18 protein-coding genes and 1 pseudogene are annotated in these 26,120 nt (G+C 65.8%); 9 read left to right on the top strand and 10 right to left on the bottom strand.

The window, feature by feature from the left end; genetic code table 11:
- Positions 1-95: 95 nt before the first annotated feature.
- The 3 genes from acnB to ACVOLJ_RS17525 are packed head-to-tail and all read right to left on the bottom strand — an operon-like array spanning position 96 to position 3,356.
- Positions 96-2,687 (bottom strand): bifunctional aconitate hydratase 2/2-methylisocitrate dehydratase, encoded by a 2,592-nt coding sequence (gene acnB, locus ACVOLJ_RS17535; protein ID WP_475279868.1) that lies wholly within the window; start codon positions 2,685-2,687, stop codon positions 96-98.
- 39 nt (positions 2,688-2,726) lie between these two features.
- Positions 2,727-3,125, bottom strand: coding sequence for a type II toxin-antitoxin system VapC family toxin (locus ACVOLJ_RS17530; RefSeq protein ID WP_005409506.1), 399 nt, complete (start codon positions 3,123-3,125; stop codon positions 2,727-2,729).
- A 6-nt stretch (positions 3,126-3,131) separates the two neighbouring features.
- Complete coding sequence (locus ACVOLJ_RS17525) at positions 3,132-3,356, bottom strand: AbrB/MazE/SpoVT family DNA-binding domain-containing protein (protein ID WP_475279867.1); 225 nt, start codon at positions 3,354-3,356, stop codon at positions 3,132-3,134.
- A gap of 190 nt (positions 3,357-3,546) precedes the next feature.
- Here ACVOLJ_RS17525 and bamE point away from each other — a divergent pair, with 190 nt between their 5' ends.
- On the top strand, positions 3,547-3,927 hold the full coding sequence (bamE, locus tag ACVOLJ_RS17520) for an outer membrane protein assembly factor BamE domain-containing protein (protein ID WP_475279866.1): 381 nt from the start codon (positions 3,547-3,549) through the stop codon (positions 3,925-3,927).
- 256 nt (positions 3,928-4,183) lie between these two features.
- Positions 4,184-6,937: an aconitate hydratase AcnA gene (acnA, locus tag ACVOLJ_RS17515; RefSeq protein WP_475279865.1), complete on the top strand. Its 2,754-nt coding sequence runs from the start codon at positions 4,184-4,186 to the stop codon at positions 6,935-6,937.
- A 75-nt stretch (positions 6,938-7,012) separates the two neighbouring features.
- On the opposite strand, the gene ACVOLJ_RS17510 is transcribed toward acnA, so the two are convergent.
- On the bottom strand, positions 7,013-7,471 hold the full coding sequence (locus tag ACVOLJ_RS17510; RefSeq protein ID WP_481564708.1) for a hypothetical protein: 459 nt from the start codon (positions 7,469-7,471) through the stop codon (positions 7,013-7,015).
- Between the two features lie 204 nt (positions 7,472-7,675).
- Here ACVOLJ_RS17510 and ACVOLJ_RS17505 point away from each other — a divergent pair, with 204 nt between their 5' ends.
- Both ACVOLJ_RS17505 and ACVOLJ_RS17500 read left to right on the top strand, forming a co-directional pair.
- Positions 7,676-8,050, top strand: coding sequence for a type II toxin-antitoxin system prevent-host-death family antitoxin (locus tag ACVOLJ_RS17505; RefSeq protein WP_475279863.1), 375 nt, complete (start codon positions 7,676-7,678; stop codon positions 8,048-8,050).
- On the top strand, positions 8,050-8,685 hold the full coding sequence (locus ACVOLJ_RS17500) for an ATPase (protein WP_481564707.1): 636 nt from the start codon (positions 8,050-8,052) through the stop codon (positions 8,683-8,685). The genes ACVOLJ_RS17505 and ACVOLJ_RS17500 overlap by 1 nt, the downstream gene beginning before the upstream one ends.
- Positions 8,686-8,694: 9 nt before the next feature.
- On the opposite strand, the gene ACVOLJ_RS17495 is transcribed toward ACVOLJ_RS17500, so the two are convergent.
- Positions 8,695-10,245, bottom strand: coding sequence for a BCCT family transporter (locus ACVOLJ_RS17495; protein WP_481564706.1), 1,551 nt, complete (start codon positions 10,243-10,245; stop codon positions 8,695-8,697).
- Positions 10,246-10,415: 170 nt separating this feature from the next.
- Here ACVOLJ_RS17495 and betI point away from each other — a divergent pair, with 170 nt between their 5' ends.
- From betI to ACVOLJ_RS17470, 5 genes and pseudogenes are all read left to right on the top strand, one after another.
- Complete coding sequence (gene betI / locus ACVOLJ_RS17490) at positions 10,416-11,006, top strand: transcriptional regulator BetI (RefSeq protein WP_475279860.1); 591 nt, start codon at positions 10,416-10,418, stop codon at positions 11,004-11,006.
- 38 nt (positions 11,007-11,044) lie between these two features.
- A pseudogene (betB, locus tag ACVOLJ_RS17485) lies at positions 11,045-12,517 on the top strand (betaine-aldehyde dehydrogenase).
- 101 nt (positions 12,518-12,618) lie between these two features.
- The gene (gene betA, locus ACVOLJ_RS17480; protein WP_475279858.1) at positions 12,619-14,301 is read left to right on the top strand and encodes a choline dehydrogenase; all 1,683 of its coding nucleotides are present in this window, start codon (positions 12,619-12,621) and stop codon (positions 14,299-14,301) included.
- Between the two features lie 189 nt (positions 14,302-14,490).
- Entirely contained in the window at positions 14,491-16,167 is a 1,677-nt protein-coding gene (locus tag ACVOLJ_RS17475; protein WP_475279857.1) for a long-chain fatty acid--CoA ligase, read from the top strand.
- 161 nt (positions 16,168-16,328) lie between these two features.
- Positions 16,329-17,201: a crotonase/enoyl-CoA hydratase family protein gene (locus ACVOLJ_RS17470; protein WP_475279856.1), complete on the top strand. Its 873-nt coding sequence runs from the start codon at positions 16,329-16,331 to the stop codon at positions 17,199-17,201.
- Between the two features lie 84 nt (positions 17,202-17,285).
- On the opposite strand, the gene ACVOLJ_RS17465 is transcribed toward ACVOLJ_RS17470, so the two are convergent.
- From ACVOLJ_RS17465 to ACVOLJ_RS17445, 5 genes are all read right to left on the bottom strand, one after another.
- Complete coding sequence (locus ACVOLJ_RS17465; RefSeq protein WP_481564705.1) at positions 17,286-19,457, bottom strand: response regulator; 2,172 nt, start codon at positions 19,455-19,457, stop codon at positions 17,286-17,288.
- Complete coding sequence (gene rpfG, locus ACVOLJ_RS17460; protein ID WP_475279854.1) at positions 19,454-20,599, bottom strand: cyclic di-GMP phosphodiesterase response regulator RpfG; 1,146 nt, start codon at positions 20,597-20,599, stop codon at positions 19,454-19,456. Before rpfG ends, ACVOLJ_RS17465 begins: the two co-directional genes overlap by 4 nt.
- Positions 20,600-20,804: 205 nt before the next feature.
- A complete protein-coding gene (gene lysS / locus ACVOLJ_RS17455; RefSeq protein ID WP_481564704.1) occupies positions 20,805-22,319 on the bottom strand; it encodes a lysine--tRNA ligase in 1,515 nt (504 codons plus the stop codon).
- A gap of 333 nt (positions 22,320-22,652) precedes the next feature.
- Positions 22,653-24,293, bottom strand: a complete 1,641-nt coding sequence (locus ACVOLJ_RS17450; RefSeq protein ID WP_475279852.1) for an acetolactate synthase large subunit — start codon at positions 24,291-24,293, stop codon at positions 22,653-22,655.
- Positions 24,294-24,368: 75 nt separating this feature from the next.
- Positions 24,369-25,754 carry an NAD-dependent succinate-semialdehyde dehydrogenase gene (locus ACVOLJ_RS17445; protein WP_481564703.1) on the bottom strand — a complete coding sequence of 462 codons (1,386 nt, stop codon included), beginning with the start codon at positions 25,752-25,754 and terminating at the stop codon, positions 24,369-24,371.
- Positions 25,755-26,120 lie beyond the last annotated feature (366 nt).

Raw genomic sequence — 26,120 nt, 5'->3', positions numbered from 1 at the left:
CACAGCGCCCGCCGGAGGGCAACGAAAAAGCCCCCGGCTCTCACCGGGGGCTTTTCGTTTCAGCGAGCTACCGGCCAGTGGCCGACATTACCGCCTCAGGCAGCGACCGTCTTGGCCACGTCCTGGTATTCCTCGATCTGGTCGAAGTTCATGTAGCGGTAGATCTCCGCGCCGCTGGCGGCGATCACGCCCACATCGGCCATGTACTCTTCCTTGGTCGGGATGCGGCCCAGACGCGAGCAGATCGCGGCCAGTTCGGCCGAACCCAGGTACACGTTGGTGTTGCGGCCCAGGCGGTTCGGGAAGTTGCGGGTCGAGGTCGACATCGCGGTGGAGCCTTCCCGGATCTGCGCCTGGTTGCCCATGCACAGCGAGCAGCCCGGCATTTCCATGCGTGCACCGGTGGCGCCGAAGGTGCCGTACACGCCTTCCTTGGTCAGCTCGGAGGCATCCATCTTGGTCGGCGGGGCCACCCACAGGCGGGTCGGCAGGTCACGCTTGCCTTCCAGCAGCTTCGCAGCGGCGCGGAAGTGACCGATGTTGGTCATGCACGAACCAATGAACACTTCGTCGATCTTGGCGCCGGCCACTTCGGACAGGGTCTTCACGTCGTCCGGGTCGTTCGGGCAGGCCACGATCGGCTCGTGGATGTCGGCCAGGTCGATCTCGATGACGGCGGCGTACTCGGCGTCGGCATCCGGCTCCAGCAGCTCCGGGTTGGCCAGCCAGGCTTCCATCTTCTCGATACGGCGCTGCAGCGAACGCGGATCCTGGTAACCCTCGGCAATCATCCACTTCAGCAGGGTGATGTTGCTGGTCAGGTACTCGATGATCGGTTCCTTGTTCAGGCGCACCGAGCAGCCGGCAGCCGAACGCTCGGCCGAGGCATCGGACAGTTCGAATGCCTGCTCGACCTTCAGTTCCGGCAGGCCTTCGATTTCCAGGATGCGGCCGGAGAAGATGTTCTTCTTGCCAGCCTTGGCCACGGTCAGCAGGCCCGACTTGATCGCGTACAGCGGGATCGCGTTGACCAGGTCACGCAGGGTCACGCCCGGCTGCATCTGGCCCTTGAAGCGCACCAGCACCGATTCCGGCATGTCCAGCGGCATCACGCCGGTGGCCGCAGCGAAGGCGACCAGGCCCGAACCGGCCGGGAACGAAATGCCCACCGGGAAACGGGTGTGCGAATCGCCGCCGGTGCCGACGGTGTCCGGCAGCAGCATGCGGTTGAGCCAGCTGTGGATCACGCCGTCGCCCGGACGCAGCGAGATGCCGCCGCGGGTGGAGATGAACTCCGGCAGGGTGTGGTGGGTCTTGACGTCCACCGGCTTCGGGTACGCGGCGGTGTGGCAGAACGACTGCATCACCAGGTCGGCCGAGAAGCCCAGGCAGGCCAGGTCCTTCAGCTCGTCGCGGGTCATCGGGCCGGTGGTGTCCTGCGAGCCGACCGAGGTCATCTTCGGTTCGCAGTAGGTGCCCGGGCGCATGCCCTGGCCTTCGGCCAGACCGCACGCACGGCCCACCATCTTCTGCGCCAGCGAGAAGCCCTTGCCGGTATCGGCCGGCTGCACCGGCAGGCGGAACAGGTCGGTCGGGGCCAGGCCCAGCGCTTCACGCGCCTTGCCGGTCAGGCCGCGGCCGATGATCAGCGGAATGCGGCCGCCGGCGCGCACTTCGTCGAACAGCACGTCGGACTTCACCTGGAACTCGGCGATCACTTCGCCGTTCTTCAGCGCCTTGCCTTCGTACGGGCGCAGTTCGACCACGTCGCCGTGCTCCATCTGCGAAACGTCCAGCTCGATCGGCAGCGCACCGGCATCTTCCATGGTGTTGTAGAAGATCGGGGCGATCTTCGAACCCAGGCAGACGCCACCGGCGCGCTTGTTCGGGATGTACGGAATGTCATCGCCGGTCCACCACAGCACGCTGTTGGTGGCCGACTTGCGCGAGGAACCGGTGCCGACCACGTCGCCGACATAGGCAACCAGGTGGCCCTTGTCCTTCAGCGCCAGGATCTGCTGGATCGGACCGCGCTTGCCGTCTTCTTCCGGCGTGAACGCTGCGTCGTCGCGCTTGTTCTTCAGCATCGCCAGGGCGTGCATCGGAATGTCCGGGCGGGTGGTCGCATCCGGGGCCGGCGACAGGTCATCGGTGTTGGTCTCGCCCGGCACCTTGAACACGGTGACGGTCAGGCTCTGCGGCACTTCCGGGTTGCCGGTGAACCACTCGGCATCGGCCCAGCTCTGCAGCACGCCCTGGGCGTTGGCGTTGCCGGCCTTGGCCTTTTCCTGCACGTCATGGAACGCATCGAACACCAGCAGGGTCTTCTTCAGCGCATTGGCAGCGACGGCGCCGACACTGGCGTCGTCCAGCAGCTGGATCAGCGGCGCGACGTTGTAGCCGCCGAGCATGGTGCCCAGCAGTTCGGTGGCGCGCTCACGGCTGATCAGCGGGTTCTGCTCGCTGCCCAGCGCAATCGCGGCCAGGTACGAGGCCTTGACCTTGGCGGCGTCATCGACGCCGGCCGGCACGCGGTGGGTCAGCAGGTCGAGCAGGAACTCGGCCTCGCCCTGCGGCGGGTTCTTCAGCAGTTCGATGACATCGGCCGTCTGCTGCGCGGTCAGCGGCAGGGGCGGGATGCCAAGCGCAGCGCGCTCGGCGACGTGGTGGCGGTAGGCTTCCAACATGACAACTCCCGGGTAATGCGATTTAAGGATTGGACGGGCTCAGGCTTGCGGCACGATCAGCTTCAGGCCCTTGAAGTAGTCGCGGTAAAACGTATCGTTCCAGGTGATCAGGCCATCGCACTGCAGCAGTGCGTGGGCGCCGACCATGAATTCATCCAGGCTGCGGCGGCTGCCGCCGCGCTGGCGGTGGCGGCGGTGCATCTCGCCAGCGCGCAGCGCCGATTTGGCTTCCATGGGGTTGAAATGCACACCCATTTCTTCCAGCGCTTCCAGCACCTCGGCACCGCCGCGCAGCGAAGCGCAGACCTCGGCCAGGGTTGCGCCGCAGACCACCACCCGGCCACCGACCAGGCTCTGCCTGAGGATGGCTTCCACGGCGTCGGCCTGCGGACCGTTGCTGAGCAATTCGACCAGCACCGGTGAATCAACGGCGATCATCACGGCTTATTCCTCGTCGCGCACCGAACGCACGGCGGCCTCGGACGACTCGAAGCCGTCCAGCGCGAACTTGCCACGGGCACGCGAGATCGCATCGTCCACACTCTTGCGCAGGATGATGCGGCTGCCTTCCAGCTCGACTTTCAGCAGGGTGCCCTTGGTCAGCCCCAAGGCATCACGTACCGCCTTGGGCAGGGTGATCTGTCCGCGCTCAGCAACAGTGGCTTCCATGGGGTACGCCTCAAAAAGTATGTATGAATTATACATACCTGCCGCATCGGGGACAAACCGGGCGATCTGTGACCCTGACCCATTCTCAGTCGCATTTGGACGTTAGACTGGAGTGGCAGCCATCGGCTGCCGCACAGGGCTGGACGCCCCAGCGTGCCGCCCGCACCCACTCGTCATAAAAGGATGTTCCATGCGCGCTTTTACTCTTGCCTTGATGCTGGCTGCCCCGCTGGCCCTGTCGGTCCCGGCGGCCCACGCCTTCAACCCGTTCGGCGCCTATGTCACCGGCACCGAGATCACCCCGGCGCAGATGGATGCGGCGGAGATCGGCAAGACCACCCAGAAGCAAGTGAGTGAGGCCTTTGGTGCACCCAATCGCCGCGAGCAGTTGGGCGACACCCAGGTCTGGTACTACGACTTCACCAAGATCAAGAGCTTCGGCAAGAACATCAACGAATCGACTGTCTTCGAATTCAACAAGGCCGGCGTGCTGACTGCCAAGTCCAAGAGCAACGGCACCGGTGGCGCCAAGACGGGCAACCCGCTGCTGGATGCTGCCAACGGCAAGTAACCAGTGCAGCCGATGCACTCCCGGACGGGGCGCCCATGAGCGCCCCGTCTGCGTGCGGGCCGGCCAAAAAATGATGCGTACGCTGACACGAAGGCTACACACATCGCTGTAACCTTGCGTTCCAAGCCTGCCGAGTCATTACCGGGCACTGGATCGCCGATACTGTGCAGGATCCGGGGCCGGACTGCCGCCGGCAAACGCAAGCAGGCCCGCCATGCGGGCCAGAGCAAGCCATCCGCAAGAGGAGTCATCCCGCATGAGCGATTCGTTCTCCACCCGCAGCCAGCTGGACGTCGGCGGCACCACCTACGACTACTTCAGCCTGCCCAAGCTGGGCCAGCAGTTCGACATCTCCCACCTGCCCTACTCGATGAAGATCCTGCTGGAGAACCTGCTCCGGCACGAGGATGGCGGCGTCACCGTCGGCAAGGACCACATCCAGGCCGTCGCCCAATGGGATCCCAAGGCCGAGCCGGATATCGAAATCGCCTTCATGCCCGCGCGCGTCGTGCTGCAGGATTTCACCGGCGTGCCCTGCGTGGTCGATCTGGCGGCAATGCGCGATGCGGTAGTCAAGCTCGGCGGCTCGCCTGAGCAGATCAACCCGCAGATCCCCTCCGAACTGGTCATCGACCACTCGGTGCAGGTCGATGTGTTCGGCAAGCCCGATGCGCTCGACATCAACGGCAGGATCGAATTCCAGCGCAACCAGGAACGCTATGGCTTCCTGCGCTGGGGCCAGAAGGCCTTCGACAACTTCAAGGTGGTGCCGCCGAACACCGGCATCGTCCACCAGGTGAACCTGGAAAACCTGGCCCGCGTGGTGATGACCGCGGACAAGGACGGCAAGGCCATCGCCTACCCCGATACCGTGTTCGGTACCGACAGCCACACCACCATGATCAACGGCATCGGCGTGCTGGGCTGGGGCGTGGGTGGCATCGAAGCGGAGGCCGCCATGCTCGGCCAGCCGTCCTCGATGCTGATCCCGCAGGTGGTCGGCTTCAAGCTCACCGGCAGGCTGCCCGAAGGCGCCACCGCCACCGACCTGGTGCTGACCGTTACCCAGATGCTGCGCAAGCTGGGCGTGGTCGGCAAGTTCGTCGAGTTCTTCGGTGAGGGCCTGCAGCACCTGCCGCTGGCCGACCGTGCCACCATCGGCAACATGGCCCCCGAATACGGCGCCACCTGCGGCATCTTCCCGATCGATCACGAATCGCTGAACTACCTGCGCCTGTCCGGCCGCAGCGAAGAGCAGATCGACCTGGTCGAAGCCTACGCCAAGGCCCAGGGCCTGTGGCACGACGCCAACAGCCCGCATGCGCAGTACAGCACCACCCTGGAACTGGACATGGGCACGGTGAAGCCGTCGCTGGCCGGCCCCAAGCGCCCGCAGGACCGCGTGCTGCTGGAAGACGTGCAGAAGAACTACCGCGAGGCACTGGTCGGCATGACCGCCAACCGCGACAAGCGCAGCGAGGATGTCTCCACCTTCGTCAATGAAGGCGGCGGCGCTGCGGTTGGCAACGAGCAGTTGGCCAAGGGCTTTGCCGATATCGAGACCGAAGGCAGGAGGGTCCGCCTGAAGGACGGCGCAGTGGTCATCGCCGCCATCACCTCGTGCACCAACACCTCCAACCCGGCCGTGATGATCGGCGCCGGCCTGTTGGCGCGCAACGCGGCGGCCAAGGGGCTCAACCGGCAGCCGTGGGTGAAGACCTCGCTCGGCCCAGGCTCGCGCGTGGTTACCGATTACCTGGAAAAGGCCGGCGTGCTGAAGGAGCTGGAGAAGATCGGCTTCTATGTGGTCGGCTACGGCTGTACCACCTGCATCGGCAATTCCGGCCCGCTGCCGACCGAAGTCAGCGCCGGCATCGCCACCGGCGACCTGGTGGTCACCTCGGTGCTGTCAGGCAACCGCAACTTCGAGGGCCGCGTGCACCCCGAAGTGAAGATGAACTACCTGGCCAGCCCGCCGCTGGTGGTGGCCTACGCCATCGCCGGCACCACCGACATCGATCTGACCACCCAGCCGCTGGGCACCGGCAGCGATGGCCAGCCGGTATTCCTGCGCGACATCTGGCCGAGCAACAAGGAAATCGGCGATGTCATCGCTGCCACCATCGGCCCGGAGATGTTCAAGCAGAACTACGCCGACGTGTTCAAGGGCGATACGCGCTGGAACACCATCGCCTCGCCGGACGGCAATCTGTATGAATGGAGCGATGCCTCCACCTACATCAAGAACCCGCCGTACTTCGATGGCATGACCATGCAGACCGGCAGCATCGACGATGTGCACGGCGCACGCGTGATGGGCCTGTTCGGCGACTCGATCACCACCGACCACATCTCGCCCGCCGGCAACATCAAGAAGGATTCACCTGCCGGCCGTTTCCTGCAGGAACGCGGCGTGCAGCCGGCCGACTTCAACAGCTACGGCAGCCGCCGCGGCAACGATGACGTCATGGTCCGCGGCACCTTCGCCAACATCCGCATCAAGAACCTGATGTTCGGTGGCGAGGAAGGTGGCAACACCCTGTACTACCCGGCCGCGGGCGGCCAGCCGGAAAAGCTGGCGATCTACGATGCGGCGATGAAGTACAAGGCCGACAAGGTGCCGCTGGTGGTACTGGCCGGCAAGGAGTACGGCACCGGTTCGTCACGCGACTGGGCGGCCAAGGGCACCCTGCTGCTGGGGGTCAAGGCGGTCATCGCCGAAAGCTTCGAGCGCATCCATCGCTCCAACCTGGTCGGCATGGGCGTGTTGCCGCTGCAGTTCCGCAACGGCGAGAACGCCCAGTCGCTGGGCCTGGACGGTTCGGAAGTGATCGATGTCACCGGCCTGCAGGACGGCGCCAGCAAGCGCGCCACGGTCACCGCCACCAAGGCCGACGGCACCACCAAGACCTTCGAAGCGTCAGTGATGCTGCTGACCCCGAAGGAAGTGGAATACTTCCGCCACGGCGGCCTGCTGCAGTACGTGCTCAGGCAGCTGGCCAGCAAGTAACCGGTAGCGCCGGGCCATGCCCGGCGGCTCAATCCGTACGCCTCACCGGTAGCGCCGGGCCATGCCCGGCGGCTATCAGGGCCGCACTCCGAACAGGTGCCATGCGGCCTTCACCGGCGGAGCGCTGCGGTCCAGCGACCGCAGCCCATCATCCCATTGCAGATGGCCATCGGGCGCGTCTTCGTTGAACACCGTCACCTCCATCCGGCCCGCAGCATGCGGCGTACCCGATTCGCGGTAGCACACCGCGCCGGCGTGGCCGCTGTACACATTGGAGAGGAACTCCGGCGGGCATCGCACTTCCAGCACCCGGTACCCGCTGCTGTGCCCACTGTCGAGGCGGTTCATGTGAATGGAATAGGTCACCAACGCGCCAGGCAGCCCACCCGGATGGGCGCTCAACTGCAGGCGCAGCGTCTCGGTTTCCCCCAGCGCGATGACCGGGTAGTTCACCTGGACGATCGGATCAGGCGCGGCTGCGGCAGGCGCAGACAGCAGCAACAGAACGGCACACCCCACACTTCGATTCATCATCGGATCGCCCTCGCGACAGGAGCTCTGATGGTGACCGCGCCGGGGGCCGACTGTCTGTCAGAACACTACGAAAACCGCCCGACCGGCAGAACCGGGGTCGACTGCCCCGCGCAGACGACGTGATACTTATTTCATATTTTTCACTATTCATGCAATTCACATAAAATAGGAGTAGGTTGATCCCATCTCCTGTGGAGCGCCGCCATGCTTTACGCCCCCGTCCGATTCGATCCGATCAACGAGCTGACCCACACCACTGCCTCCTCGGTGAAGGAGCACTGGCGCAAGGTGATGCAGGAGGTCCGCGAGCAGCGCATGGTGGTGGTCACCAACCACAGCGAGCCGCAGGCGGTGATCGTTTCCATCGAGCAGTACCGCGCCCTGCAGGCGCGGGTGGAAGCCCTCGAGAACTCACTGGAAGAACTGCGCGTGCAGCCCGCCGGGCTGGACGAACTGCGCGCCGGCTTCGACCAGCGCCTGGCCGTGCTGCAGCAGGCAGACGCCGGTGACACCGCGCGCGACCTGCTGCGCCGCCCTGCCCGCCTGCAGGGCAAGCTCAAGGCCGGCTCGGGCCACTGATGCCACGGCCGTTCCTGTACGTGCTGGCGGGCGTCAACGGCGCCGGCAAGAGCTCGATCGGCGGCCAGGTCCTGCGCGACGCCGGGCTGGACTGGTTCAACCCGGATACGTTCGCCCGTGCCCTGCGCGGACAGACCGGCCTGAGCCAGGCCGAAGCCAATGCACAGGCATGGACGGAGGGCGTCAATCGGCTGCGCGATGCATTGCAGCGGGGCCGCAACCATGCCTTTGAGACCACCCTCGGCGGCCGCTCGATCACTACGCTGCTGCACGAAGCCAGCCGCAGCCACGATGTACTGGTGTGGTTCTGCGGCCTGTCCAGCCCCGAGCAGCACATCGCCCGGGTGCAATCGCGGGTACGTGCCGGCGGCCATCCCATCAGCGAGGCCGATATCCGCCGCCGCTGGCCGCTGGCACAGGCCAACCTGATCGGCCTGATGCCGGTGCTGGCGCAGCTGCAGGTCTACGACAACAGCATCGACGTCGGCCCCGGCGAGGTGGTGCCCGACCCGCAGCTGCTGCTGCAGATGGAAGACGGCCACCTGCACTGGCCCGCCGCCGACGACCTGCAGCAGCTGCAGCGCACGCCAGCATGGGCGGCGGCCTTGATGGAAGCCGCCCTGCGCAGCGGCTGATACGTGCAGCTAGCGGCGCGGCGCATCCGGATCGGTGCGCAGCGCACGCAGCAGCCCGATCATGTACAGCGCCAGGATGAACGAGAACGGCAACCCGCACAGCACCACCGCCGTCTGCATCGCACTGAAGTTGCCGGCCAGCAGCAGGCCGACGCTGGCCACGGTGATGCCGGCCGCCCAGAACACGCGCAACCAGATCGGTGCGTCATGCCCATCTTCCACCCCATCGTCGACGCGACGCGTGCACAGGTTGGCGATCATCAGCGTGCCCGAATCGACCGGGGTCAGGAACAGCACGAATCCAATCACCACCGCTGCACCGGCAACGTAGGGCGCGGCAGGCAGGTATTCCAGGAGCTTGAACAACGTCATCGCCGCATCGTGCTGGGCCACCGCGCCCAGTACCGCCTGGCCGTGGTTCAACACCAGGTCGATGGCGGTATTGCCGAAGATCGACAGCCACGCCAGGGTGAAACCGAGCGGGATCAGCAGCACGCCCATGATCACTTCGCGGATGGTGCGGCCACGCGAGATGCGCGCAACGAACAGGCCGACGAACGGCGCCCAGGCGATCCACCAGGCCCAGTAGAACAGCGTCCACGAGCCCCTCCACTCACGCCCCTTCGGGTCGTTGAGGTACATGTCGAAGCTCTTGCGCACGAAGGCGCCCAGATAGTCACCGGTGTTCTGCACCAGTCCGTCGAACAGGTGCAGCGTGGGCCCGGTCACCAGCACGAACAGCAGCAGCAGGCACAGCAGGCGCACGTTGAGGTTGGACAACCACGCGATGCCCTTTTCCACCCCGGCGACCACACCGATGGTGGCCACCACCATCATCACCAGCACGATCGCCACCAGCACCTGCGGGGTGTCGGGCACGTTGAACAGGTACACCAGGCCGGACTGCACCACCAGCGCGCCGATGCCGAGGTTGGTCACCATCGAGATCAGCGTGGCGAGGATGCCGAAGCCATCGACCATGTCACCGATGCGGCCATGGATGCGTTCACCGAAGATCGGGTACAGCGCCGACCGCAGGGCCAGCGGCAGGTTGCGGCGGTAGGCGAAGTAGCCCAGGGCCACGCCGACCAGCGCGTACAGCGCCCAGCCATGCAGGCCCCAGTGCAGGAAGGTCAGCACCATCGCCTCGCGGCCGGCGGCCACGGTGCCACCGGGCTGGCCGGGCGGATTGAGGAAGTGGTCCAGCGGCTCGTAGGCGCCGTAATACAGCAGCGCGATGCCGATGCCGGCCGAGAACAGCATCGACACCCAGGCCACGTAGCCGAAGGCGGGTGACTCCTCGTTGTGGCCCAGGCGGATGCGGCCGTACGGCGAGAACGCCAGCCACAGCACGAAGCCCAGGCAGGCCACGATCAGCAGCATGTACCACCAGCCGAACGCGGCCGACACTTCGGCCTGGGCCCATTGCAGCCAGTGTTCGCTGGCCGCCGGGAAGAACACGGTCAGCGCACCGAGGATGCCGATGGAGACCGAAGAGCTGAAGAACACGAAACGGTTCAAGCGCAGGGGCGCGCGCTTGGGATGAGCCAGGGCAGACATGGGATCGTCTCATCAGTCCGGGGAGGCACATGGGCGGGGCCGGACCGGAAACCGGGCCCATGGCGTGGGGGCGCGAGGGGCATCGTAGGGTTTATTGATTGAACGTTCAATCAATAAAAAGTATGATCTTCTCCAGCCCGGCATTCCGGGTCGCAATCATTGGAGAGACGATGCCGAAGAAAGGCGTGGAACCGGTACGGCGCGAACAGCTGATCCGGGCCACCTTCCAGACCATCGACGAGATCGGCATGGCCGACGCGACGGTTGCCACCATCGCCCGCAAGGCCGGCCTGTCCAGCGGCATCGTCGCCCACTACTTCGGCGACAAGGACGGCCTGCTCAATGCCGCGATGCGGCAGATCCTGCGCGAACTCAAGGTTGCCGTGGCCCGCTACCGCGACGCCGCCGGCACCGACCCGCGCGACCAGCTGCGCGCCATCGTCGATGGCAACTTCGACGACAGCCAGACCAACGGTACCGCCATGCGTGTATGGCTGACGTTCTGGGCCGCGAGCATGCACCAGCCGGAACTGACCCGGCTGCAGCGCGCCAACGACCAGCGCCTGTTCTCCAATCTGTGCCACCAGTTCAACCGCCTGCTGCCCCACCCGCAGGCGCGCCTGGCCGCCCGCGGCCTGGCCGCGATGATCGATGGCCTGTGGCTGCGTGGCAGCCTGGTCGGCGGCGACTTCAACGCCGACAAGGCCCGCCGCATCGCCTACGGCTATATCGACTTCCAGTTGCAGGCCGACGCGCTATAAGCGCATCAGCACCCCGCCCCCTTCCCAGGAGTACGCCCATGACCGCCCTGCCCGTCCAACAGCTCTACATCCATGGCCGCCGCGTCGATGCCACCAGCGGCAAGACCTTCCAGACCGTCAACCCGGCCACCGGCCAGGTGCTGGCGCAGGTACAGATCGCCAGCCAGGCCGACGTCGAGCGCGCAGTGGAAAGCGCAACCGAAGGCCAGAAGGCATGGGCAGCGCTGACCGCGATGGAGCGCTCGCGCATCCTGCGCCGCGCGGTGGAGATCCTGCGTGAGCGCAACGACGAGCTGGCCCACCTGGAAACGCTGGACACCGGCAAGGCCCTGGCCGAAACCACCACCGTGGACATCGTCACCGGCGCCGACGTGCTGGAGTACTACGCCGGCCTGGCCACCGCCATCGAAGGCATCCAGCTGCCGCTGCGCGAATCCAGCTTCTTCTACACCCGCCGCGAGCCGCTGGGCGTGGTCGCCGGCATCGGCGCCTGGAACTACCCGATCCAGATCGCCATGTGGAAGTCGGCGCCGGCCCTGGCGGCCGGCAATGCGATGGTGTTCAAACCGTCCGAAGTGACCCCGCTGACCGCGATCAAACTGGCCGAGATCTAGACCGAGGCCGGCGTCCCCGATGGCGTGTTCAACGTCGTGCAGGGCCCGGGCCGCGAGATCGGCAACTGGCTGACCGAACATCCGGTGATCGAGAAGATTTCCTTCACCGGCGGCGTCGCCACCGGCAAGAAGGTGATGGCCAGCGCGGCATCCTCGTCGCTGAAGGAAGTGACCATGGAACTGGGCGGCAAGTCGCCACTGGTGATCTGTGACGACGCCGACCTGGACCGCGCCGCCGACATCGCGGTGATGGCCAACTTCTTCAGCTCCGGCCAGGTCTGCACCAACGGCACCCGCGTGTTCGTGCCGCGCAGCATGCTGGCCGCATTCGAAGCTGCCGTGGTCGAGCGCGTGAAGCGCATCCGCATCGGCGACCCGATGGCAGCCGACACCAACTTCGGTCCGCTGACCAGCTTCCCGCACATGGAAAACGTGCTGCGCTACATCGAAAGCGGCAAGGCCGAAGGCGCCCGCCTGCTGATCGGTGGCGGACGTGCCACCGATGCGGCTCTGGCCGACGGCGCTTACGTGCTGCCGACGGTGTTCTCCGACTGCCGCGATGACATGACCATCGTCCGCGAGGAGATCTTCGGGCCGGTGATGAGCATCCTCGCCTACGACGACGAGGACGAAGTGGTGCGCCGCGCCAACGACACCGAGTTCGGCCTGGCCGCCGGTGTGGTCAGCAAGGATGTCAGCCGCGCCCATCGCATCATCCACCGCCTGGAAGCCGGCATCTGCTGGATCAATACCTGGGGCGAATCGCCGGCCGAAATGCCGGTCGGTGGCTACAAGCAGTCCGGCGTCGGCCGCGAGAACGGTATTTCCACCCTCGGCCACTACACCCGCATCAAGTCGGTGCAGGTCGAACTGGGTGACTACGCCAGCGTGTTCTGAGCGGCGCCGCCTGATCGGCGCCTACCGTCCGGCCTCCGCGCCGGTCCGACATTCCGCCGGGACGCCTGCATGCAGCGCGCCCGGCCCGAAGGAGAGCAACCATGAGCACCTCTAACGAGTACGACTACATCATCATCGGCGCCGGTTCGGCCGGCAACGTGCTGGCCACCCGCCTCACCGAAGATGCCGATGTCAGCGTGCTGCTGCTGGAAGCCGGTGGCCCGGACTACCGGCTCGATTTCCGCACCCAGATGCCGGCCGCGCTGGCGTTCCCGCTGCAGGGCCGCCGCTACAACTGGGCGTACAAGACCGATCCCGAGCCCTTCATGAACAACCGCCGGATGGACTGCGGCCGCGGCAAGGGCCTGGGCGGTTCGTCGCTGATCAACGGCATGTGCTACATCCGCGGCAACGCCATGGACTATGACAACTGGGCCGGCATGCCGGGCCTGGAAGACTGGACCTACCTGGACTGCCTGCCGTATTTCCGCAAGGCGGAAACCCGTGACATCGGCGCCAACGATTACCACGGCGGCGACGGCCCGCTGCGCGTCACCACGCCCAAGGCCGGCAACAACGAACTGTTCGCGGCGATGGTCGAGGCCGGCGTGCAGGCCGGTTACCCGCGCACCGACGATCTCAACGGCTACCAGCAGGAAGGCTTCGGCCCGATGGACCGCACGGTGACCCCGAAGGGCCGTCGCTCCAGCACCGCCCGCGGCTACCTGGACCTGGCCAAGCCGCGCCCGAACCTGACCATCGTCACCCACGCGCTGACCGACCGCATCCTGTTCTCGGGCAAGCGCGCGGTGGGAGTGCAGTGGCTGCACAACGACCAGCCGCAGCGCGCCACCGCCCGCCGCGAAGTGCTGCTGTGCGGCGGCGCCATCGCCTCGCCGCAGATCCTGCAGCGCTCCGGTGTCGGCCCGGCCGACCTGCTGCGCAGCCTGGATATCGACCTGGTGCACCACCTGCCCGGCGTCGGCGCCAACCTGCAGGACCACCTGGAAATGTACCTGCAGTACGAGTGCAAGAAGCCGGTGTCGCTGGCCCCGGCACTGAAGCTGTACAACCAGCCGGCGATCGGCGCCGAGTGGCTGTTCCTGGGCACCGGTATCGGCGCCAGCAACCAGTTCGAAGCCGGCGGCTTCATCCGCAGCGATGCCGAGTTCGACTGGCCGAACCTGCAGTACCACTTCCTGCCGGTGGCGATCAATTACAACGGCTCCAACCCGATCAAGGCGCACAGCTTCCAGATGCATGTCGGCTCGATGCGTTCGCCCAGCCGTGGCCGTATCCACGTGCGCTCGAAGGATCCGCGCGAAGACCCCAGCATCCTGTTCAACTACATGTCGCATGACCAGGACTGGCGCGAGTTCCGTTCGGCGATCCGGATCACCCGCGAGATCTTCGCGCAGCCGGCGCTGGCACCGTACAGCGGCCGTGAGATCTCGCCGGGCAGCGCCCTGCAGACCGATGCGCAGATCGATGCGTTCGTGCGCGAGCATGCCGAAACCGCCTACCACCCGTCCTGCTCGAACAAGATGGGCCACGCCGATGATCCGATGGCCGTGGTCGACGGCCAGGGCCGCGTGCATGGCCTGGAAGGCCTGCGCATCGTCGATGCCTCGATCATGCCGCAGGTGGTCACCGGCAACCTCAACGCGCCGACCATCATGATTGCCGAGAAGCTGGCCGACGTGATCCGTGGCCGCACCCCGCTGGCCCGCAGCACCGCGCCGTACTACAAGGCCAATGGTGCACCGGTGCGCAGCAAGGGCTGACGCGAATCGCCCGCAAACGGCGGACACCGATCTCCGGTGGATGCCCACCTTGATGGGCGCTCATGCACCCCGGGGGCGCGTTCTTCGCGCCCCCTTCGCGTTTTCCCTACGGAACGGTATGCTGCGGTGAGCGGTTCTGGCGGATACTGTCCGCGCCGCACCCATCATTACGATTCCTGGAGGGGGAATATGAGTCTGGATCGTCCCTGGCTGCAGAGCTATCCGAAAGGCGTTCCCGCCGAGATCGACGTCAACGAATTCCATTCGGTAGTCTCGGTCTTCGACGCCTCCGTCGCGAAGTACCGCGACCGACCGGCCTACTCCAGTTTCGGCAAGACCCTCACCTATGGTGAGACCGATGCCCTGGTCGAGCAGTTCGCGGCCTACCTGCTGGGCGAACTGAAGCTCAAGAAGGGCGACCGCGTCGCCCTGATGATGCCCAACTGCCTGCAGTACCCTGTGGCCACCTTCGGCGTGCTGCGCGCCGGCCTGACCGTGGTCAACGTCAATCCGCTGTACACCGCGCGCGAGCTCAAGCACCAGCTGGTCGATGCCGGCGTGACCGCACTGGTGGTGGTCGACAACTTCGGCGACACCGTCGAACAGGTCATCGCCGATACCCAGGTCAAGCAGGTCATCACCACCGGCCTGGGCGACCTGCTCGGGGCCAAGGGCGCGATCGTCAATTTCGTGCTCAAGTACATCAAGAAGATGGTGCCCAACTACCATCTGAAGGGTGCGATCCGCTTCAAGCAGGCGCTCAAGCTGGGCAGCCGGCATACGCTGCCCAAGGTCGAGATCGATCACGACGACGTGGCGTTCCTGCAGTACACCGGCGGCACCACCGGCGTGGCCAAGGGCGCGATGCTGACCAACCGCAACCTGATCGCCAACATGCAGCAGGCCTCGGCCTGGATCAGTGCGTCGGGCATCGAGATGGGCAAGGAGTGGATCATCACCGCCCTGCCGCTGTACCACATCTTCGCGTTGACGGCCAACGGCCTGGTCTTCATGAAGTTCGGTGGCTGCAACCATCTGATCACCAATCCGCGTGACATGAAGGGGTTCGTCAAGGAGCTCAAGTCGGTGCGCTTCACCGCCATCACCGGCGTCAACACCCTGTTCAACGGCCTGCTCAACACTCCCGGCTTCGACACGGTCGATTTCTCTTCGCTGAAGGTCACCCTGGGCGGCGGCATGGCCGTGCAGCGTGCGGTGGCCGAGCGCTGGAAGAAGACCACCGGGGTGACCCTGGTCGAGGCCTATGGCCTGACCGAAACCTCGCCGGCGGCGTGCATCAACCCGCTCACCCTGGCCGAGTACAACGGCTCGATCGGCCTGCCGATTCCGTCCACCGATGCCTGCATCAAGGACGACAACGGCAACATCCTGGCGCTGGGCGAAGTGGGCGAACTGTGCATCCGCGGCCCGCAGGTGATGAAGGGTTACTGGCAGCGCCCGGAAGAAACGGCCAAGGCGATCGACGCCGACGACTGGCTGCACACCGGCGACATGGCGAAGATGGACGAACACGGCTTCTTCTACATCGTCGACCGCAAGAAGGACATGATCCTGGTGTCCGGCTTCAACGTGTACCCGAACGAAGTCGAGGATGTGATCGCGATGATGCCGGGCGTGCTGGAAGTGGCCGCGGTCGGTGTGCCGGACGAGAAGTCCGGTGAGGTGGTCAAGGTGGTCATCGTCAAGAAGGACCCGAACCTGACCGCGGAGATGGTCAAGGAACACGCCCGGGCCAACCTGACCGGCTACAAGCACCCCAGAATCGTTGAATTCCGAAAAGAGCTGCCGAAGACCAACGTCGGCAAGATCCTGCGTCGCGAACTGCGTGATACGCCCGCAGCGTAAGGGTTTCAGGAAACTTGAACGCGCTCAGGCCCGGGTCGGCAACGACCCGGGCCTTTTCGCATGCGTGGGCCCGGTGCCGGTGTAGCATCGCCGCGTGAGTGGACCGTTCGGCCCGCCGGCCACCACCTAGATCTGCGGGCCGCACCGCCGAGGACCCTTCCATGAGTACCATTGAAAAGCTGCCCAGCAGCGGCTCGCCCTATTCCACCATCCGCACCGCAGACAGCGCCGACGGCGCTGCACATTGGCTGTTCATGCACGCCGATGCGTCCACCGGCGTGCGTCCCTGCTGCCGCAAGGACATGCTGGATGAGATGTGGAGCTACATGAGCGCCATCACCCGCAGCCCTGCCCAGCGCCACAGTGGCCAGCTGCGGCACTTCGTGCTGGCCTCCGATGCCGCCGCCTACAACCTGGGCGGTGACCTGGACCTGTTCACCCGCCTGATCCGCGAAGGCAACCGCGACCTGCTGCTGACCTACGCCCAGCGCTGCGTCGAGGGCGTGCACCACCTGCACACCGGCTTCGGTGGCGATGTCCGCTCGATCGCGCTGATCCAGGGCGATGCATTGGGTGGCGGCCTGGAAATGGCGCTGGCCTGTCACACCATCGTGGCCGAGGAAGGCAGCGGCATGGGCCTGCCGGAAGTGCTGTTCGGCCTGTTCCCGGGCATGGGCGCCTATTCGTTCCTGTGCCGCCGGGTGTCACCGCAGCTGGCCGAGAAGATCATCCTCGACGGGCGCATCTACAGCGCCGAGGAAATGCACGCGATGGGCGTGGTCGACGTGCTGGCCCGGAAGGGTGAAGGCCGCGCCGTCGTCGAGGAGATGATCCGCCAGCAGCAGCGGTTGCCGCAGTCGTACCTGGCGATGAACGCCGCGCGCAACCTGGCGCAGGCAGTCAGCTACGACGAGCTGCTGGAAATCACCAAGGTCTGGGTCGATTCGGCGCTGGCGCTGGGCGATCGTTCACTGCGCACGATGGACCGTTTGATCAAGGCGCAGACCCGTCGCGCCAACATGGATGTGGCCTGATCCCTTCCCCTCCCCCGTAGGGTTCAAGCCCGGCTGGCCACCGGGCTTTTTTTATGGCTTCGGCAGCACCAGGCCTGCCCGGCGCTAGCGCTCGGCGTCGTCGGCGATGCCACGTGCCTTGCGTTCGGCGCGCGCATCCAGCGCCTGCCGGCCTTCCTTGATCGCGCCCTGCAGCACGGCCAGGCGCTGCCGCCATTCGGCCTTGAGCTGCCAGTCGGCCATCCGCATCAACTCACCGGCACGGTTGGACGCACGCACCAGGCCGAGGTTGCTGGCCACGCCCTTGATCGCATGCGACTGTTCGCGGAAAGCACCCCATCGTGCGGCTTCGCCATCGCCCTCGGCCTTGCGCAGGCAGGACTCGGCATCCTCCAGGCACTGGCGGATGAACTCGCGCTCGAAACCTTCACCCATGCCCAGCGCGGCCAGCTCGTCGAGCACACCGGTATCGAGCACACCGTCGAGGTTGGTGGCGGTGCGCACGATCGGCGGCGCCCCGGCCTTGAGCTGGGCGTTGTTGGCGATCTCGGCCAGGGTGTCGAGCAGGCGCACGGCCACGACGGGCTTGGCCAGGAAGGCATGGGCACCGGCCTGGGTGCAACGCTGGATCGCCTCGGGCGTGACATCGGCGCTGAGCACCATCACCGGCGTGCGCGGGCCGCCACCGGCCTGCATCACCCGCAGTTCCTTCAGCATGTCCAGGCCACTCATGCCCGGCATGTGCAGGTCGACGATGGCCGCATCGAACTCGCTCTCGGCCAGTGCATCGAGCACCGCTTCGCCGCCATCCACGCACAGCACCTTGTGCCCGGCCTTCTGCAGCAGCCGTTGCAGCACCATGCGGTTGGCTTCGTGGTCATCGGCCACCAGGATCTGCATGCTGCGCACCCGCGCGCGATGGCGCAGGAACGGATCGGCGAAGGCGATGACATTGCCACCGGCGCTGGCTTCCTCGCCTGCGGCCAGGGTCGGCACCGCGCCCGGAACCACCGGCTGCGGCGGCGCGAACGGCAGCTCCACCCAGAAGTGGCTGCCCTGCGGCGGGTTGTCCAGATAACCGATCTCGCCGTCCATCGCCTCGACCAGACCCTTGGCGATGGTCGTGCCCAGGCCGGTACCTTCATGGCGCCGGGCCATGCTGACGTCGGCCTGCTCGAAGGCTTCGAACAGGCGTGGACGCATCACCGGCGGCACGCCGATGCCGGTATCGAGAATGTCAAAACGCAGCCGCACCCCGCCCTGGGTATCGGCATGGACCACGCCGACGCGGATCTCGACCCGACCGTGATCGGTGAACTTGACCGCATTGCCGGCGAGGTTGAGCAGGATCTGGCGCAGATGGCCGACGTCGCCGCGCAGGGTATGCGGCACGGTCTCGGCCACCTTCACCCGGTAGTCCAGGCGCTTGGCCTTGGCCTGCGGCAGCAGGATCAGGCCGATCGCCTGGATCACTTCGGAAAGCACGAAATCTTCGGCAACCACACGCAGCTTGCCGGCCTCGATCGCCGAGATGTCCAGCACTTCCTCGACCAGCGCCAGCAGGCTGCGCGATGACGCCTGGATGGTACTTACACACTCACGCTGCTCGTCGTCCAGGCGCGTGGTGGCCAACACTTCTGTCATGCCATTCAATCCATTGAGTGGGGTACGAAACTCGTGGCTCATGTTGGCCAGGAATCGACTCTTGGCTTCACTGGCGCGCCGCGCCTCGGCCATTGCTTCGGTCAACTGCCGCAGCAGTGTTGAAAAATACAGGGGGACCGCCGCCAGGCCAAGCCACAGACCAATGGCCAGGCGTGCGTTCTGCTGCCAGTAGGGCGTGGACAGCGCGGTGCTGCCGAAGCTGACCATCGCCATGGCCACAGCCACGTAGAGATAGTGGTTGCCAAAGCGCATGCCGTTGCCGACGGTCACCCACATCACCACGATGTAGACCCACGACAGCGGCTCGCCCATCTGGATCATGCCGGCGGCGATCAACCCGTAATCGGCCAGCATGCCCAGCACGCGGCGCGGATCGGACCGTTCCGGCCGCCACAGCAACCAACCGAACAGCAGCAACGACAGGCTCAGGCCGGTCAACACGATCGCCAGCACGCCCACGTACTGGGCGTGCGGCAGGTCGTGCCGCGCCGAAGGCAGCAGCACGTACGCCAGGATCAGGCTGATCAGCACAATGCGCACGATCTGCTGCCCGTGCTCGCTGTCGTTGCGCTGGGACAAGCGCAGCCGCAGTCGCGACAGCAGCCGTTTCACTCGCCCAGCCCCGGTCGTGCCGACGCGGTGGAGTGCTCGGCGCAGATCTGCTCCAGCTGCTCGCGGCCCCGCAGCAGCGCATCCACGCAGCGCGGATCGAACAGGCGCCCACGCTGGGCGTAGAGGTAGGCCATGGTGGCTTCCATCGTCCACGCTTCCTTGTACGGGCGGGGCGAGATCAGCGCATCGAACACGTCGGCAACGGCCACGATGCGCGCTTCCAGCGGAATCGCATCGCCTACCAGGCCGTCGGGATAGCCACTGCCGTCATAACGCTCGTGGTGGCGCAGCGCAATCAGCGCCCCCACCTGGATGAAGCGGTTCTGGCTGCCACTGAGCAGCTCATGGCCGATACGCGGGTGCCTGCGCATGATCGCCAGCTCCTCATCGTTGAGCTTGCCCTGCTTGAGCAGTACCGCATCGGGAATGGCGATCTTGCCCATGTCATGCAGCGGCGCCGCCATCTCGATCAGCTTGACGTCGTCTTCGGGCAGCCCGAGCTGCTCGGCGATCAGCCCGGCCACGCGGGCCATCCGTTCCAGGTAGGCGCTGGTGCCGGCATCACGGAACTCGATCGCACGCGCCAAGCGCGAAAGCGTCTCGCGTTCGCGCTCTTCCACTTCGTGCATGCTGGCCAGCAGGCGCTGCTCCAGCGACAACGCGCGTTGCTTGACGTTCTCAGTCTGTTGCCGCAGCTGAAGCAGGTTGTAGCAGCGCGCGCGCAACTCGCGCGGACGGATCGGCTTGACCAGGAAATCGATCACACCCGCTTCCAGTGCCGCCTGGCGGATCGGTTCGTCGCCGACCACGGTAATCAGGATCACCGGAATATCCCGGTGCTTGGGCAGGCGGCGGAATCTGCGGGCGAATTCCAGCCCGTCCATTTCCGGCATGCGGTAGTCAAGCAGCAGCAGATCGACCGGATGCGCCTCGCACCAGGCCAATGCAGTCAACGGATCACCGAAGTCATGCACGCTCAGTTCCGGCGCGATGTCTTCGATGACGTGACGTAGCATCGTCCGTGCGGACGTCTGGTCATCGACGATGACGATGTTCAAGCTGTTCTCTGCCTGGTTTCTCGACCATGCTGAAAGGTCAGCCGGCGAGGATACCCCGCCGCTGTGCACGCTGGCACCCTGCATCGGCTCGACTCCCGTCACAAGCTCCCCGATTCATGATCGTCGTCACAATGTGAAGCGGGTTCTCCACATTGCAGCCCTCCCCTTTACCCCATGAAGCCATAGCGGGTGTCAAGGTGGTGCAACAACGATACGCCGAGTGCGGGATGCGTCAATCGCGCCGTCTCATTTCGAGACGGCGCGCACAAACGGGGGGCGAATCAGCCGCTTACTGCTCCGGACGCATGTACGGGAACAGCAGCACGTCGCGGATCGAGCTGCTGCCGGTCAGCAGCATCACCAGGCGATCGACGCCAATGCCGAGGCCGCCGGTCGGCGCCATGCCGTACTCCAGCGCACGGATGTAATCGGCGTCGTAATGCATGGCCTCGTCGTCGCCGCCTTCCTTCGCCGCCACCTGGGCCTGGAAGCGCTGGGCCTGGTCTTCCGGATCATTCAACTCGGAGAAACCATTGGCCAGCTCCTTGCCGTTGACGAACAGCTCGAAGCGATCGGTGTAGCCCGGGTCATTGTCGTTGGCACGTGCCAGCGGCGAGACCTCCACCGGGTGGTCGGTGATGAAAGTGGGCTGGATCAGGGTGTGCTCGACGGTGGCTTCGAAGATCTCCAGCAGCAGCTTGCCCCAGCCGTAAGACGGCTTGACGCGGATCTTCAGGCGTTCGCAATGACGCAGCAGCGCATCGCGGTCGGTGCAGTCGGCAGCCGAGATTTCCGGATTGTGGTGGCGCACCGCCTCGTCCATGCGCCAGCGGCGGAAGGCCGGGCCCAGGTCGATGTTGGCGCCATCCCACTCGACCTCGGTGGAGCCGTCGTTGACGGTCCTGGCCACGTCACGGATGACGCCCTCGGTCAGGTCCATGATTTCGTTGTACGTGGCATAGGCCTCGTACAGCTCCATCATGGTGAATTCCGGGTTGTGGCGGGTGCTGACGCCTTCGTTGCGGAAGTTGCGGTTGATCTCGTAGACGCGCTCGAGGCCACCCACGGTCAGGCGCTTGAGGTACAGCTCCGGCGCCACGCGCAGGTACAGGTCCAGGTCCAGCGCGTTGTGGTGGGTAGTGAACGGCTTGGCCGCCGCGCCGCCGGGGATGTAATGCATCATCGGCGTTTCGACTTCGAGGAAGTCGCGGTTGTCCAGCCATGCACGCATCGCGCGGATGATCTTGGAGCGCTTGATGAAGACCGCGCGCGACTCGGGGGTCACGATCAGGTCGACATAGCGCTGGCGGTAGCGCTGCTCGACATCGGCCAGGCCGTGCCACTTGTCCGGCAGCGGACGCAGCGACTTGGTCAGCAGGCGGATCGACTCGGCCTTGACCGACAGTTCGCCGGTCTTGGTGCGGGTCAGGCCGCCTTCGACGGCGATGATGTCACCCACGTCCCAGCCCTTGAAGGCGGTGTAGGCATCGCCCAGCACGCTGCCCTGCAGGAACAGCTGGATGCGGCCGGACTCGTCCTGGATCTGGGCGAAACTGGCCTTGCCCATGACCCGCTTGGCCATCAGGCGGCCGGCCATCTTCACCTGGCGGCCATTGGCTTCCAGGGTCTCGGCAGTCCAGGCCTCGGCATCGGCGAACTCGGCCTGCAGCTGGCCGGCGAAGTCCTGGCGACGGAAGTCGTTCGGGTACGCGATCCCCTGCCCGCGCAGCGCTTTGAGTTTCTCACGGCGCTCGGCGATCAACTTGTTTTCGTCGACGGGGGGGGTATCGGTAGCTTCGCTCATGGATCTGCGGGAATCGTGTAGTGAGGGGGGAGTCTTGCGCCCGGCGCGGCCGGTTGCCCAGCATACCAAAACCGCCCTGCCCCGGCCCTGGGCCGGGCCCGCCCGGATGGCCGCCAACCTTGGTCGGCGGTCCCTGTGTCGACCAAGGTCGACACCTACCGGATTCCGGGGAACCGATGCCCGGTAGGCGCCAACCTTGGTCGGCGCTCCGTGTGTCGACCAAGGTCGACACCTACCGGATTCCGGGGAACCGATGCCCCGGTAGGCGCCAACCTTGGTTGGCGATCCCTGTGTCGACCAAGGTCGACACCCACAGCAGCGCCTGGCCCGGCGTCAGCCGTTTCCGGGGAACGCCTCCCGCAGCTCGTCCACCAGCACCCGCTGGTTCTCCGAATAGTCGATCGGCACCGACACCAGATGCACGCCGCCGGCGTTGAACGCTGCCTCCAGCGTCGGAATGAACTGTTCGATGGCAGTCACCTCGTGGCCGCTGCAGCCGTAGGCCTCGGCGTACTTCACGAAATCCGGATTGCCGAACGTCATCCCGTAATCGGTGAACCCATCCACCGCCTGCTTCCAACGGATCATTCCGTAGGCGCCATCGTTGAGGATGAGCACCACCAGATTCAGGCCAAGCCGGCGCGCCGTCTCCAGCTCCTGGCTGTTCATCATGAAGCCACCATCGCCACAGACCGCCAGTACCCGTCGCTGCGGGTACAGGATCGAGGCCATGATCGCCGACGGCAGACCCGCGCCCATCGTCGCCAGTGCATTGTCCAGCAGCAGTGTGTTGGCCACCTGGGTGCGGTAATTGCGTGCGAACCATATCTTGTACATGCCATTGTCCAGCGCGACGATGCCGTCCGGCGGCATCACCTGGCGCACGTCGTGCACCAGCCGCTGCGGGGTGAATCCCGCTTCCTCGGCACGATCGGCAATGTGTTCGAGAATCGTCGCGCGCAGCGGCAGCAGTGCGTCGGCGTTGGCCACCCTGCCCTCGATCCGGTCGGCCAGCAGGGTCAGCGATCGGCCGATATCGCCGATCACTTCCACCTGCGGGAAGTAGACCTGTTCCACCGCCGCCTGCGAGTAGCCGAGATGGATCACGGTCGGGCCGCCCGGGCGCATCACGAACGGAGGTTTCTCGGTCACTTCATGGCCGATGGTCACGATCACGTCGGCCTGGTCGATGGCCGTGTGTACGTAGTCGCGTTCGGTCAGTGCGGCCGTGCCGACATACAGGCCCGACCCACCGGCCACCGCGCCTTTGCCCATCTGCGTGGTGAAGAACGGAATGCCTGCGCGCAGCACGAACGCCGACAGTGCCTCGCTGGACTGTGGCCGCGAGGCCGCCGAGGCGATCATCAGCAGCGGCCGCTTGGCCGCGCGGATGATCTCAGCGGCGCGGTCCAGCGCTTCGGGGCTGGCAATCGGGCGGTCGACCGCATGCGGGGGAATCAGCGGAACGTCCTCCACCTCCATCGCCGCGATGTCCTCGGGCAACTCCAGCAGCACCGGGCCGGGCCGCTCTTCCAGCGCAGTGCGGAAGGCTTCACGGACGATGGTCGGGATCGTGCGCGCCGAGACGATCTGCCGCGCCGACTTGGTCAGCGGCTTCATGGTGGCGACAATGTCGACGATCTGGAACCGTGCCTGCTTGCTGGCAACGATGCCCTTCTGCCCGGTGATCATGATCACCGGCCACGCCCCGAGCAGCGCATAGGCTGCACCGGTGGTGAAGTTGAGCGCGCCCGGGCCGAGCGTGGCCAGGCACACGCCCGGCCTGCCGGTCAGGCGGCCATAGGTGGCAGCCATGAACACCGCCGCCTGTTCGTGGCGGGTGATGACCAGCTCGATGCTGGAATGGCGAAGCGACTCGACGACGTCGAGGTTCTCCTCACCGGGAATGCCAAAAATGCGCTCGACGCCTTCGTTTTCGAGTGCGGCGACGAGCAGATCGGAACCCTTGGACATGGAATGACGTCCTTCTCGCTGTGCGTGATGATGGATCGTTGCAGGGATGCTGGCAGGAACGGTGGGTGCCCGGCGTCAACGACGGTCGAACCACACCGTCTGCGCGTTGACGAATTCGCGGATGCCGAAGTGCGACAGTTCACGGCCGAAGCCACTCTTCTTCACCCCGCCGATCGGCACGCGTGGGTCGGACGCGGAGAACCCGTTGACGAACACACCGCCGGTCTGCAGGCGCCGCGCCAGCGCCATTGCACGCTCATGATCGGCACTCCACAGGTTGCCGCTGAGGCCGAACTCGCTCTGGTTGGCCAGTTCCACCGCATGATCGGCATCACGGGCGCGGCTGATCGACGCCACCGGGCCGAAGGTTTCCGTATCGAAGGCCTGCATGCCGGGCTCGACACCGGCCAGCACGGTCGGTGCATAGAAGCTGCCCGGGCGGTCAAGCTGCTTGCCGCCCACCAGCAGCTGCGCACCGGCATCGACCGAGGCCCGTACCTGCGCATCCAGTTGTTCCAGCAGATCCTGCCGCGCCATCGGGCCGATGCGGTTGCCCGCTTCGCGGCCATCGCCGACGGTCAGGGCCTGCACCTTTTCGCTGAACAGCGACACGAAACGCTCGTACACCGCGTCTTCGACGATGATGCGCTTGCCGGCGATGCAGACCTGCCCGGTGTTCTGGAAGCGCGAGGCCACCGCCGCATCAACCGCCGATTCCAGGTCGGCATCGGCCAGCACGATGAACGGATCCGAGCCGCCCAGTTCCAGCACCACCTTCTTCAGCGCCTGCCCGGCCTGTGCGGCGATGCTGCGGCCGGCGGCGACGCTGCCGGTCAGGGTCACCGCAGCGATGCGGTCATCGGCGATGGCTGCACTGGTACCTTCGCGGCTGATGTTGGCCGCGATGAAGGTGCCGTCGGGCAGGCCGGCTTCGCGCCAGGCGGCATCGAGCAGCTGCGCGGTGCCGACGATGTTCTCGGCCGGCTTCAACAGGAAGCCGTTGCCGCCCATCAGGATCGGCACCGCCGCACGCATCACCTGCCAGTACGGGAAGTTCCACGGCATGATGCCCAGCACCACGCCCAGCGGCAGGTAGGACACGTAGGCCTTGCTGTCGGGCACCAGCGTGGGCTCATCGCGCAGGTACCGCGCGCCGTTGTCGGCGTACCAGTCGCACAGCACGGCGCATTTTTCGATTTCGGCCAATGCCTCGGCCTGCACCTTGCCCATCTCGGCGGTGGCCATCGCCGCCAGTTTTTCGCGATCACGCCGCAGGACGGCCGCCATCGCGTGCAGGACGGCGGCGCGCTGCTCCAGGCTCTGTGCGCGCCATGCCGCAAAGCCTGCCTGGCCACGCTGGAGCAGGGTTTCCAGTTCGGCGGCACTGGCGAAGGGGTGGCTGGCGATCTGCTGGCCAGTGGCCGGATCGCGGGAAATGGCAGTGGTGGGGGCAGCGGACATGCAGGTCTCCTGGTGTCTCGACGACGGGCGGTGGCCCGTCTCCTGCACAGGAATGTGGACCCGTCGGAGCGGGTCAACAAGGCGTCTGTTTATCCTGTGACCTGCAGTTGCCTGGCTGAATGGGGTGGGTCGTTCTGGCAGGGCTGCGCCCTGCACCCGCCGAAGCCAAAGCAACATCAACAGCCGAAGCAAAAGCGGGTTCCCTGTAGGTAGGCGGGGTGGGTCCGGTGGCAGGGGACGCCGTAAACCCATCCATGAAGTGACCCCCAGGAGTTGGACACCTGATCCAACCCCGAGGGTTACATGAATAGATATGAGGTTTGTTTCAAATTGCAGGTCGCCAAAGAGGCCTGCAAGACCTCCACA

It is taken from the genome of Stenotrophomonas sp. STEN046, assembly GCF_056759755.1.
The sequence above is the reverse complement of the archived record's forward strand: the minus strand, read 5'-3'. Positions and strand labels throughout refer to the sequence as shown.